Annotated in this window: 9 protein-coding genes; 8 read left to right on the top strand and 1 reads right to left on the bottom strand. The window is 43.5% G+C overall.

The features are described from left to right. Positions 1-43: 43 nt before the first annotated feature. From ACSAJE_RS04350 to ACSAJE_RS04315, 8 genes are all read left to right on the top strand, one after another. Positions 44-1,786 (top strand): peptidoglycan D,D-transpeptidase FtsI family protein, encoded by a 1,743-nt coding sequence (locus tag ACSAJE_RS04350; protein ID WP_458009773.1) that lies wholly within the window; start codon positions 44-46, stop codon positions 1,784-1,786. A gap of 74 nt (positions 1,787-1,860) precedes the next feature. Further along, complete coding sequence (gene murD, locus ACSAJE_RS04345) at positions 1,861-3,225, top strand: UDP-N-acetylmuramoyl-L-alanine--D-glutamate ligase (protein WP_458009772.1); 1,365 nt, start codon at positions 1,861-1,863, stop codon at positions 3,223-3,225. Further along, positions 3,209-4,318 (top strand): FtsW/RodA/SpoVE family cell cycle protein, encoded by a 1,110-nt coding sequence (locus tag ACSAJE_RS04340; RefSeq protein ID WP_458009771.1) that lies wholly within the window; start codon positions 3,209-3,211, stop codon positions 4,316-4,318. The genes murD and ACSAJE_RS04340 overlap by 17 nt, the downstream gene beginning before the upstream one ends. Before the next feature lie 16 nt (positions 4,319-4,334). After that, complete coding sequence (locus ACSAJE_RS04335; protein WP_118690881.1) at positions 4,335-5,093, top strand: cell division protein FtsQ/DivIB; 759 nt, start codon at positions 4,335-4,337, stop codon at positions 5,091-5,093. A 95-nt stretch (positions 5,094-5,188) separates the two neighbouring features. Then, a complete protein-coding gene (ftsZ, locus tag ACSAJE_RS04330; RefSeq protein WP_118506818.1) occupies positions 5,189-6,358 on the top strand; it encodes a cell division protein FtsZ in 1,170 nt (389 codons plus the stop codon). A 91-nt stretch (positions 6,359-6,449) separates the two neighbouring features. Next, positions 6,450-7,271: a CPBP family intramembrane glutamic endopeptidase gene (locus ACSAJE_RS04325; protein WP_458009770.1), complete on the top strand. Its 822-nt coding sequence runs from the start codon at positions 6,450-6,452 to the stop codon at positions 7,269-7,271. Positions 7,272-7,362: 91 nt separating this feature from the next. Beyond that, entirely contained in the window at positions 7,363-9,267 is a 1,905-nt protein-coding gene (locus tag ACSAJE_RS04320) for a substrate-binding and GGDEF domain-containing protein (protein WP_458009769.1), read from the top strand. Further along, positions 9,264-11,354, top strand: coding sequence for an alpha-amylase family glycosyl hydrolase (locus ACSAJE_RS04315; protein ID WP_458009768.1), 2,091 nt, complete (start codon positions 9,264-9,266; stop codon positions 11,352-11,354). Before ACSAJE_RS04320 ends, ACSAJE_RS04315 begins: the two co-directional genes overlap by 4 nt. Positions 11,355-11,461: 107 nt before the next feature. Here ACSAJE_RS04315 and hisS read toward each other — a convergent pair whose 3' ends face one another. After that, positions 11,462-12,700, bottom strand: a complete 1,239-nt coding sequence (gene hisS, locus ACSAJE_RS04310; RefSeq protein ID WP_022025283.1) for a histidine--tRNA ligase — start codon at positions 12,698-12,700, stop codon at positions 11,462-11,464. Positions 12,701-12,903: the final 203 nt, after the last annotated feature.

Here is a 12,903-nt window from a genome sequence, read left to right as displayed (position 1 = left end):
GATTCATATACTGATTGCAACCAAACAGTGAAAATCCAAAATAATGAAAAATTGCAAAACACCGCAGCGGCAGAGAATCCTTTTTGTATATATTATGGTCTGTCTGTTGTCGTTATCGCTTACAGGGCGGTTGGCATATTTGATGGTCGCCAAAGCAGATTATTACGGACAGAAAGCAAAAGATGTACAACAACGAGAGCGCGCGATCAAGGCAAAGCGCGGTGTGATATACGATAGAAATGGTGAGATATTGGCTGGGAATAAGCCGGTGTCCACCATTTCTGTTATTCACAACCAGATTAAAGAACCGGAAAAGGTGATCACCAGACTATCTGAGCTATTAGATCTGGATGAACAGGAAGTGCGAAAACGCGTTGAAAAGGTGTCATCTATCGAGCGTATCAAGGCAAATGTGCCGAAAGAAACTTCCGATAAGATCCGAGAAGAGAATCTGGCGGGAGTCATGGTGGATGAAGACTACAAAAGGTATTATCCGTATGATACCTTGGCGTCACGTGTTATTGGATTTACCGGTGCGGATAATCAGGGAATTATTGGTTTGGAAGTAAGCTATGATGATATATTGCAGGGACAAAACGGCGCAATATTAACTATGACGACAGCGCGTGGTCTGGAGATTGACGGGAAAGCGGAAGAGAGAAGAGAACCGGTTGCCGGGCAAAATCTTTACACAAGTATTGATAGTAATCTGCAGCAATTTGCAACACAGGCGGCAGAGAAAGTGCGCGAGGCAAAAAATGCTGCAGGGGTGCGGGTTATCATGATGAATCCGCAAAATGGAGAGATTTATGCGATGGTCAATTCACCAGAGTTTTCATTGACTAAGCCATACGAATTAGTGGATCAGAGCAAAAATCTGTCGGAGAAACAAAAAAATGAAGAGTTGAATAAAATGTGGAGAAATGGCTGTGTTAGCGATACTTACGAGCCGGGATCAACATTTAAGATCATCACCTCAACGGCAGCTTTGGAGGCGGGGGCAGTATCCTTGAATGATACCTTTTATTGCCCGGGCTTTAAGATTGTTGAGGATCGGCGTATCCGATGTCATAAGGCAGGTGGGCATGGTAGTGAAACCTTTGTGCAGGGGGTGCAAAATTCATGCAACCCGGTATTTATGGAGGTTGGAGCAAGACTTGGAGTCGGTGGGATGTTTCGTGGAATGAGACAGCTTGGTATCCTTTCAAAAACCAACATCGACGTTCCGGGAGAGGCATCAACAATCATGCATCAGCAAAAAAATGTGGGAGCGGTGGAACTTGCTACGATGTCTTTTGGACAGTCGTTTCAGTTATCGCCGATCAGACTGTTAACATCGGTTAGTGCCGTGATCAATGGTGGCCACAGTATTGTACCGCATTTCGGCGTCAGCATCGAGAATACATCGAACGGATCGGTACGCAAATTATCATATCCGCAGAAGAAAAAAATAGTGTCTAAGGAAACTTCGGAAAATATGAAAATGATCCTAGAGAGTGTGGTAACAGAAGGATCCGGTTCCAAAGCTTCCGTCGAAGGATATCAGGTCGGTGCCAAAACAGGAACCTCAGAAAAGCTTCCGCGCCGCAGTGGCAAATACATTGCATCCTGTATTGGCTTTGCCCCGGCAGACAATCCGAAGGTTTTGACAGTCGTTTTGATCGATGAGCCGGAAGGAATCTACTATGGAGGAACAATTGCCGCACCGGTCGTATCGGAACTGTTAGATAATGCTCTGCCATATTTGGGCGTCAAAAAAACACCGCAAAAACAAACGAAGAAATAAACGTCATTTGGTTGATTTCTCGGGTGGATTGCATTACAATTGTTTAGGAAAGAGTAGCAAAAGGAGGAACGGAAGTGGATAGCGAAAAGGGATTATCAGGAAAGACAGTATTAGTAGTAGGTACAGGAATTAGTGGCATAGCAGCAGTAAATCTGTTAGCAACGCAGAGTGCCAATATTATTTTATTAGACGGCAATACAGAGCTGTCACCGGAGACAGTGGCGGCGAAGTTTTCAGAGGATATTCATTATGATCTGATTTTGGGAGATCTGCCGGATCAGGTGATGGATCGGATCGATCTGGCAGTGTTAAGCCCGGGTGTGCCGACGGATCTGCCGTTTGTGGTACGTATGCAGGAGGCGGGCATTCCAATTTGGGGCGAGATCGAGCTTGCTTATGTATGTGGTAAAGGAAAAGTTGTTGCGATCACAGGAACCAATGGTAAGACGACAACGACAGCATTGACGGGTGAGATCATGAAAGCATACTATGACAGTGTATTTGTCGTAGGAAATATCGGACTGCCGTATACACAATATGCAATGCAGATGTGTGATGATACAGTTACGGTGGCAGAGGTCAGCAGTTTCCAGCTGGAGACAATCCACAAATTCTGCCCTCAGGTCAGCGCTATTTTGAACATAACGCCGGACCATCTCAACAGACATCATACGATGGAGTGTTATACAGAGACGAAAGCACGTGTTGCGATGAATCAGACCAAAGAGCAGATGTGCGTACTCAATTATGAAGATGAGCGTTTGCAGCAGGTTGCAAAAAATATGTCGGCAGATGTATTTTGGTTTAGCAGTGCCAGAGAATTAGAACGAGGCATTTTCCTGCGTGGTGAAGAGATCGTATGCCGCGACGGCGAAGAGATCACGCTTTGCAACATGCATGATCTGAAACTGTTAGGTATGCATAACTACGAGAATGTAATGGCAGCGGCAGCAATCGCACATGGTATGAACGTGCCGTGGGATGTGATCCGTAAAGTGGTTTGTGAGTTCCAGGCTGTGCCACATCGTATCGAGTTTGTAAAAGAAGTGAACGGTGTAAAATATTACAATGACTCTAAGGGAACGAACCCGGATGCAGCGATCAAGGCTGTTGAAGCAATGGTTCGTCCAACGATCGTGATCGGCGGCGGTTATGACAAAGAGTCTGTTTATGATGAATGGATCGCATCGTTCGGAACGAAAGTAAAAAGTCTGGTATTGCTTGGGCAGACAGCAGATAAAATCGCAGAGGCAGCCGCTAAGGCGGGCTTTACTGCAGTGACGAAAGTGGATTCTTTAGAAGAGGCAGTAGCTGAATGTGCTCGTCAGGCACAGGATGGTGATGCTGTGCTGTTATCTCCGGCGTGCGCAAGCTGGGGAATGTTCAAAAATTTTGAAGAGAGAGGCGACCTTTTTAAGGAATATGTCAAAAAGTTATAAAATTCATAATTACGATTATGTATTACTTTTTATGACAATTGGGATCGCTGTTTTTGGCGTTTTCATGATCTACAGTGCCGGATACTATACCGCAGTGCTGACAGGGTCACAGTGGCGTTATGTGACGCAGCAGGTGCTTGGCCTTGGGATCGGCGTTGTCGGAATGATTCTTGTATCCGGGATAGATTATCGCCTGTTTATCAAACCGATCTTTGGAAAAAAGATCAATTTTGTATATTTGGTCTATCTGGCAGCAATTATTATGCAGGTTGCCGTTTTATTTGTCGGTGTTGAAAAAAATGGCGCAAAACGCTGGCTGAATCTTGGGTTTGTACAGTTTCAGCCGTCTGAAATCTCTAAGATCGCAGCAATATTGTTTGTAGCATATGCAATCTATCGGAGCAGACAGTCGTTAGATCATTTTGCCGGTTTTTTGCGGGTAATGCTTTTTATGGGACCGAGTATTGTGCTGATCTTAGTGGAAAATATGAGTTCTGCGATTATTGTTTCCGGTATCGTTGTCGGGATGTGCTTTGTGGGAAGCCGCAAGAAACTGTATTTCGCAGTATGTCTTGTGCTGTTGATCTGCGGCGGAGCCTGCTATATCTTTTTGGGGGAGGGATTTCGTGCAGAGCGCATTGATATTTGGCTGCATGTAGAAACGAATGAGAATGCACATCAGATCAAGCAGGGATTATATGCAATTGCAACCGGCGGTGTTTTTGGCAAAGGGCTGGGAAATAGTATGCAAAAGCTCGGCTATATTCCGGAGGCATATAACGATATGATATTTGCTGTGATCTGTGAAGAGCTTGGAATTGTTGGAGCTGCAGGACTTATCATCGCTTTTTTGGTAATGTTTTGGAGGATCACGTGGATTGCGATCAAGGCAACGGATCTGTTTGGAACAATGATCTGTGTCGGAGTATTGATCCAATTGGCAATACAGGTTGTGATCAATGTGGCTGTAGTGACCAATTCGATTCCGTCGACCGGGATTCCATTGCCGTTGATCAGTTATGGTGGAACTTCTGCGACGATCATGATGGCGGAAATGGGACTGGTGTTGTCGGTGTCAGCCGGAAGTAAATAAGGAAATGGGGATAATTATGCGTGTACTAAAGAGACTGTTCGCAGTGGCGGCAGTGATCGCATTATTGTTGGTGGGAGTATATTTTATCTTTCATATCGATAATGTGACAGTGGAAGGAACGGAGTATTACTCGGATTCTGAGATTAAAAATCTGGTTTTTCAAAAGAAACTGTCAGGCAATGAAGTAGTGCTTTGGCTTTATGAAAAAACAGTGGGGCTTGGTTCCCTTCCTTTTATTGAAACGATAGAGGTGGAATATCATGGGCCGCGTAGCGTAACACTGCACGTATATGACAAAACGATCAGTGGATGTATCAAATACTTAGGTCAATATGTATATTTTGATAAAGATGGTATTGTGTTGCAGACGCTTCCTAAAAAGAAAAAGGGGATTCCGGTCGTAACCGGTGGCAACTTTGGTAATTTTACGGTGGGAGAGGCATTCAAAACGGCAGATGAGGGTGTGTTTGAATCCATCATGAATGTTTCGCAGCTTATCTCACATTACAATATTTCCGCGAAACAGCTTCATATCGAATCCGGGGCGTTAATATTGTATTCCGGCAAGCTTAAGATCTATCTTGGCAAGAAAAAAAGATACGATGACGAAATGAACAATCTGGCACGTGTTTTTGAGACGGCAGTCAAGGAAAAATTGACGCTGGAAGGTACGATTCATATGGAAAATTACAAGGCTGGAGACAGTATTGTAGTGGATCCTCCCAAGAAAACAAACAAAAATGTCAAAAAAACGAAAAAGAAAGAGGAAAATTAGCAAAAAAGAACAAACATTCTCTTGATTATTGAGCCTTAAATGGTTATTATATAACTTAGGGGATTGTGAGAATGCAAGGTGAAGGAGGAGCAACGTTGTTAGAGATTAAGACAAATGAGTCAGACTTGGCTGCAAAAATAATTGTAATTGGTGTTGGCGGCGGTGGAAATAACGCAGTCAATCGAATGATAGATGAAGGAATTATGGGTGTTGAATTTGTTTGTGTAAATACAGACAAGCAGCATTTATCAAATTGTAAAGCCGGCAATTGTATTCAGATCGGCGAGAAACTTACCAAAGGATTGGGTGCGGGCGCAGATCCGGAGGTAGGCAAGGCAGCTGCAGAGGAGAATAGAGAAGAGCTTACAGAGCTGGTAAAGGGTGCCGATATGGTATTCGTAACTTGTGGTATGGGTGGCGGAACCGGAACCGGTGCAGCACCGGTCATTGCAGGTATTGCCAAGGAAATGGGCATTCTGACGGTTGGTATTGTGACCAAACCATTCCGTTTCGAGGCTAGAAGCCGTATGAACAATGCAACTTCCGGTATTGACGAGTTAAAGAAAAATGTTGATACATTGATCGTCATTCCAAACGACAAGCTGCTTGAGATCGTAGATCGACGCACTTCTATGCCGGATGCTTTGAAGAAAGCAGACGAAGTGTTGCAGCAGGGTGTGCAGGGTATCACTGACCTGATCAATGTACCTGGTCTTATCAACCTTGACTTTGCAGACGTACAGACGGTTATGAAAGATAAGGGGATCGCCCATATCGGAATTGGAACCGGCAGTGGGGACGATAAGTGCGTAGAAGCTGTAAAGGAAGCAATTTCCAGTCCATTGCTTGAGACGACGATCGAGGGTGCATCTCATGTTATTATAAATATTTCCGGTGATGTAGGATTACAGGAAGCAAATGATGCAGCTATGTACATAGAAGAGCTTACGGGTGAGAATACCAATATTATCTTCGGTGTTATGTTCCCGGAGGCAGAAGATGACAGCGTAAAGATTACCGTTATCGCTACAGGATTGGAAGATGATGGCATGCATCTTACAGAGGAGCACACACCGGCATTCTTAAAGAAGCCGGCAGCACCAAAGACGAATTTCCCAACCAAAGAGGGACAGCTTGCAAGCTCACGTCCGGTTGCACCATCCGCTTTGGGAAGCAGTCATACTGCCAGACCTCAGACACCTTCCTACAGCCGTCAGGCAGAGGATGGAATCAAGATTCCGGAATTTTTACAGCGTAAGCGTTAAGGACATTAAAACAAGAGAAAATAAGGATTTGGGCCGACTAGAGTTGTTTGTCCAAATCCTTTTCCGTTTGTAACAAAGAAATGAGGTAAGAATGAATCAACAAAACGTACAATGGACGAAAATTCAGGTGAGGCAGACAATTGGTGCGTTAGGTATCTTTTTGTCCGTGCTGATTCTGCAGATTTTTGCAGCGGTCATAACGCTTGCTCTGTCTAAGGTGACAGGAATTACACCGAATTCACCGAATTATGTGATGTTTGTATCTATGTTAAGTGCTTTCATGGCGGCTGTGTGGTCCGGCTATTGGTATTGGCGTTCAGATTGGCGAAAACGAGATTTTTCATATCGCAATGCATTACAGCTTCGCCAGCTCATTGCGTTGATCTCGGTGGCAGTAGGCGGCTGTGTTTTTATTAGCATTACACTTACGATATGGCAGACAATCTTTCCGGGAGAGTTTCAGCAGTATTCAAATGTGATGTCCAACTTTTCGACCAGCAGTCCTTGGCTGACATATTGCTATGTGTTGTTGATCGGTCCGATATCCGAAGAGTTGATCTTTCGTGGGGCGATATTGGATCGCTTATATTTGGCATTTCCATTTTGGGCAGCTAATTTGCTGCAGGCACTATTGTTTGGCATATACCACATGAATCTCGTACAGGGGATTTATGCGTTTGTACTGGGAGCAGTTCTAGGCTTGGTGCGTGTCAGTACCGGAACGATATTTGCATCGATAGGAACACATATTATCTTTAATGCAACTAGCTATGTATTACAACTTGTTTTTCCATCAGGGCAAAAGATCTCGATCGTAATATTTGCCGGTGTATACTTGCTTGCAACCCTTTTATTTGCAGATGGATTATGGTATACTAAAAATAGGTATGAGCAGAATAAAAAGAACGAGTAACAGATAATAAATTTGTGGTGTTGCAGTACACACGATAATACAAGAAAATACTGACATTTGTTGATGGTAATAAAGAGAGATGGAGAGGGATATGAACAAGATTATTGCGATTTGTGCAGCGCAGATATATCTGTGGGAACAGGAGCGTCAGATCCACGCGATCTGTGATTGTGCCAGGGAACGCGGATATGAGGTTATGATCTGCAATTTGTCTGTCAAGATGGATGTTGAGACGAGTCATAGCAGGGGTGAATTGAGTGTGTTTTCTGTCATCCAGTATGATCAGTTAGCTGCATTGGTGGTATTGGGCGAATCTATTCGGAATGATGCAGTTTGTGATGATCTGGTGGCAAAAGCGCACAAGAACAATGTTCCGGTAGTTATGCTCGATTGTTACAAAAAGGGATGCTATAATATTAAATTTGACTATGAGAAATCATTTGAACAGATCGTACGTCATGTTATCGAATACCATGGTTGTCAAGAAGTGAATTTTATTGCAGGATTTCGAGATAATGATTTTTCGGAACAAAGATTAGAGACTTATCGACGTGTCATGAAAGAAAATGGATGTACCGTCAAAGAAGAGTACATTGCTTATGGAGATTTTTGGGAATTTCCGTCTCGCGCTGCAATGGAAAAATGGGTGCAGGAATGGGAGGCTGGTACGTCCAGAAGACCGGAGGCTATCATATGCGCAAATGATATGATGGCAATTACGGCGAGTAATGTGTTGCAAAATCATGGGTTGAAAGTACCGGAAGATGTTATTGTGACCGGTTTTGACGGGCTGTTATTAGGTGAATGTTGCATGCCAAAGCTGACTTCTGCCAAGAATGATGCGGCACAGATTGGGTGGAATGTCATACAGATGATCGATGATCACCAAAATGGGAAATGTACAAATGTATATGACATTGTTGTTCCTTTTTATGTCGATTATAGTGAATCGTGTGGTTGTGAGCCGGTCCAACAGCGCAATTTAAGTGAGGAAGTGATGCACTGGTATGGTCAGAGAGAGATAGCCAGATATCAGTCATATGACTTTTTCATGATGACGAATAGCATGTCAGATGGTCATTCTCTGGTCAAGCTGGCAGAGTCGTTCCAACAATATAAAGATTGTTTTCCGGCGGATAATTTTATGATTATAGTAAATTATAATTTCTATCATGATTCTGACATTTGCTGTGCGAGTGACGTGACTGACTTGGTTAAGCTGGTCGAAATATGCGATGGAACATTTACGATGCCATTAGAACGGATACCACTGGAAAAGCAATTACAGTGTTTTGACAGGATCCGAGCCTGTACCACTCAGGTAATTGTCGTGCCAATTCATTGGCAATCGGAGATCTATGGCTATATGGTGGTCTCACATGATGCAGCCAAGATGGATTATGGAATGTTATATGAGTTTTCCATGAGTTTGGATCAGGTGTTTGGTACAGTACGTAAGCAGGCGCAGTTGTATAGCTTATATGTCAAAGATGCATTGACAGCGATTTATAATCGACACGGATTTTATGACGAATTACGCAATCGGATTGCAAAGCTCGCCGGCAAGCGCAAAATGTTGTTTATGGCGTCGGTAGATCTGGATCAGCTCAAATTGATCAATGATCATTATGGACATATAGAGGGAGATTTTGCCATTCGCAGCATAGCACAGGCGATATCCGATACTGCCGTTGAGGTAGATGGGATATGTGCACGCTTCGGTGGGGATGAATACGTTATGTGTCTGGTAGAAGAGTATGACAAGGCAAATCTTACGTTTTATGAGAAATATCGTCAAATGCTTCAGGAGCGGATCGCGCAGATTGACAGAGACAGTGGTAAGCCTTACCGGATTGGTGCCAGTTGTGGTGTGATCTGGGAAGAGATTCACGGAGCGTCCGATATAGAACGTATTATGAAGCAGGCAGATGACAAGATGTATGCGGATAAAGAAGAACATCACAAGCGTTTAACACAGAAGGAGACAAAAGAATGATGAAATGGTATGATCAGGCAGTTTTTTATCACATTTATCCACTGGGACTTTGTGGATGCGCCAAAGAAAATACAGGGATTGCTGAATCCCATTTTGATCAGTTAAAGGAGTGGGCAGAACATGCCGCTAAGTTAAATTGTACGGCAATTTATATCGGACCGTTGTTTGAGTCAGTGGGGCATGGATATGAGACGACAGATTATCGCAGAGTAGACTGTCGTTTGGGAACAAATGATGATTTCAGAGATTATGTAGCATATTGCCACAAGTTAGGGCTTCGCGTGATCGTAGACGGTGTCTTTAATCATGTCGGACGAGAGTTCTTTGCGTTTAAGGATGTGCAGCAAAATAGAGAGCAGTCTCCATATTGCAGTTGGTTTTGTAACCTGAATTTTGGTGGAAATAACGAGTATAATGACGGCTTTTCTTATGAAAACTGGGGCGGATATAATCTGTTAGTCAAGTTAAATCAGCAGAATCCGGAAGTGCAGAACTATATTTTTGACGCGATCCGTTTTTGGGTGGCTGAGTTTGATATTGATGGAATCCGTTTGGATGCGGCAGATGTACTGGATCATGGATTTATGCATGCGATGCGTCAGATGACAGATGCTATGAAACCGGATTTTTGGTTGATGGGTGAAGTAATCCATGGCGATTACAGTCGTTGGGTAAACGATGGCATGCTGCATTCGGTAACAAATTATGAGCTGCATAAAGGCTTGTATTCTGGACATAACGATCATAATTATTTTGAGATCGCTCATTCCGTAAAACGCTTACTTGGCATTTGCGGAGACTACCGCTTGTATACATTTATGGATAATCACGATGTAGAGCGCATTTATTCGAAATTGAACAATAAAGAGCATATGGGTTTGGTAACGCTGCTCGTTTATACATTATACGGAATCCCTTCCATGTACTATGGATCAGAATTTGGTATCGAAGGGAAAAAGGAACAAGGATCAGACTGGAACTTGCGTCCTCATCTGGAACTTGCAGATTATGTGGATGCATATACCAATAATCCGATTACAGCATTGTGCGTGAAATTGGGCGAATTAAAGAAACAGTATCCGGAGTTGAGTGAGGGACAATATCAGGAACTGTCATTGACTAATCGTCAATTTGCATATGCGAGAGCACTTTCAGAAACGGCAATGATCACGTTACTCAATTGCGATGACGAGCCGACAACAATTACCGTACAGGCGCCGGTTGGAGCAACAAGTGCTACAGATATGTTAGGACAGGCAGAACAAGTATATTATGAGAATGGACAACTGCAGGTTACTTTGCCGGCAAATTGTGGAACAGTGATCTATTTAGGGGAGAAAGTAGAACCCATAACCACAGAGAAGGTATCTTCGGATACAGAGGAGCCGATTACTGCAGAGAAGGTATCTGCAGAGACAGAGGAGCCGATTGCTGCAGGAAAAGTGTCTTCTGAGAAGAACGCAGAACCATCTTATGTGTTACTATTGAATGGATCGCCACATTGTAACGGTTCGACAGCAACAGCACTTGAGGAAGTCGCAGGTGCCTTAGAACGCAACGGCGTGCACACAGAAATTGTACAGGTCGGTCACCTGGCGGTACGCAGTTGTATGGCTTGTGGGGCTTGCGCAGAAACCGGTAAATGTGTTATTGATGATATTGTCAATGAAATTGCACCAAAGTTTGAAAAAGCGGATGGTCTGGTAGTTGGAAGCCCGGTATATTATGCCTCTGCCAATGCAACGCTTGTGGCGTGCCTGACCAGATTGTTTTACAGTACACACTTTGATAAACGTATGAAAGTTGGTGCTTCTGTAGTGTCTGCAAGACGAGGCGGATGTTCGGCATCGTTTGATGAGCTCAACAAATTTTTCACAATCTCCGGTATGCCGGTAGCATCAAGCCAATACTGGAACAGCATTCATGGCAATAACGCAAATGAGGCAAAGCAGGATGGAGAGGGCCTTCAGATTATGAGAACACTTGGAAATAATATGGCATTTTTGATCAAGAGTATTGCTATGGGTAAAGAAATGTTTGGTCTGCCGGAGCTGGAAGAACGTATCGGGACGAACTTCATTCGGTAGATCTTTAGCGGATGATTTTAGAGGATAAAAAAATGGCTGTTCCAACATAAGCGGAACAGCCACTTTTTTTACTTTATAGGAAACTTATCGTAGTGTGGTGTTATTCCTTAGGAAAACAATTTGACACCATCTTCCTGACCGTACACAGCGAATCCATCGTATCCGGCGGTTTCCAGGCGATTTAAGAATTTGCCCAGTTTCTTAGGACGGGCGATCGTTGAAACCAGATATTCGCTGCGGAGTTCTTCAGCATATTGCAATGCAGCTGCATAAGTATCCGGATCATAGAATACCGCAATGCGCTTTTTCTGTCCCGGGATTTCGTAACCGTTATCCATCAAAATACCAAAGATACGCTCAAAGCCAATGGAAAATCCAACTGCCGGGATATCTTCGTTTAAGAATTTACCGATCAGATTGTCATAACGTCCACCACCGGCAACGGCGCCACTATAGCCCTCTGCTTCTACTTCAAAGATCGTTCCGGTGTAATAGCCCTGACCACGCACGAGAGACGGTGTGAATTCGATCGGAAAGGCATTGCCGGAGACAGAAGTTACGGTATCCATAATGTATTTCAGAGAAGCAACATAGTCGGCATCGCATACTTTTGCAACAGAATCCAGATCCAAAGCGCCGCTTTCAAACAAGGCAATAAATTTTTCAATAGCAGAAGCATCAAATGCATTTTCTTCTAATTCTTTCTGCACACCTTCAATACCGATCTTATCTAATTTATCAAAAATGATCGCCAGTTTTTCATGATCTTCCTCGGCAAAGCCTGCATAAGTAAAGATTGCCTTGAGGATGCGGCGGTCGTTGATCTTGACCTTAAAAGAAGATAGACCAATGCGGGTCAGAGCCTTTGTTGTTGTAAGGATCAATTCCACTTCGGCATCTGGAGAGGCATTGCCAATGATATCGATATCGCACTGCATAAACTCTCTAAGACGTCCCTTCTGTGGCCGCTCTGCGCGGTAAACGCGGTCCATCTGAATAACCTTGAAAGGATTCATCAGATCATTGCGGTTGTTGGCATAATAGCGGGAGAGTGGCAGTGTCAGGTCATAACGCAGCCCCATATCGGCAAGCGTCTGTTCGGTAGGGGCTTCTGCTTCTAAGGCAGAGGATAACTTTTTGCCTCGTTTTAAGATCTTGAAGATCAGATTTAAATTTTCGCCACCTTCGCTTTTATCTAAGTTTACAGCATCTTCTATAATAGGGGTTGTGATGCGTTCAAAACCCGCTTCCTGATATGTTTCACGGATGATCTCCTGCAGATGGTCGCGGATCATAACCTCCTTTGGCAGATAATCTCTCGTTCCTTTTACCGGTGTTGCTTTCATTATTTCAATTCCTTTCTGGTAAGTATTGACGCAAAACAGTAGAAAGACAGATAGAATAATCTGTATTATATTGTTCTACGGCAGTAATAGTCTATCATATTTTAATACAGTGGGCAAATATCATTTTGACTTATTTCGCAGAATAGTGTAATATGGCATGTATAAGTCTGATGATAAATGGCAGATCACAGTTGATGTTTATC

The organism is Jutongia sp. SJQ-6 (assembly GCF_054161275.1).
Note: the sequence above shows the minus strand (reverse complement) of the source record. Positions and strands in the feature narration are given on the sequence as shown.

Bases quoted from the DNA above. Each gene is read 5' to 3' on its own strand.
- ACSAJE_RS04340 (WP_458009771.1), top strand. From the start codon at position 3,209: ATGTCAAAAAGTTATAAAATTCATAATTACGATTATGTATTACTTTTT.
- ACSAJE_RS04320 (WP_458009769.1), top strand. From the start codon at position 7,363: ATGAACAAGATTATTGCGATTTGTGCAGCGCAGATATATCTGTGGGAA.
- ACSAJE_RS04315 (WP_458009768.1), top strand. From the start codon at position 9,264: ATGATGAAATGGTATGATCAGGCAGTTTTTTATCACATTTATCCACTG.
- ACSAJE_RS04350 (WP_458009773.1), top strand. From the start codon at position 44: ATGAAAAATTGCAAAACACCGCAGCGGCAGAGAATCCTTTTTGTATAT.
- hisS (WP_022025283.1), bottom strand. From the start codon at position 12,700: ATGAAAGCAACACCGGTAAAAGGAACGAGAGATTATCTGCCAAAGGAG.
- ACSAJE_RS04335 (WP_118690881.1), top strand. From the start codon at position 4,335: ATGCGTGTACTAAAGAGACTGTTCGCAGTGGCGGCAGTGATCGCATTA.
- ACSAJE_RS04325 (WP_458009770.1), top strand. From the start codon at position 6,450: ATGAATCAACAAAACGTACAATGGACGAAAATTCAGGTGAGGCAGACA.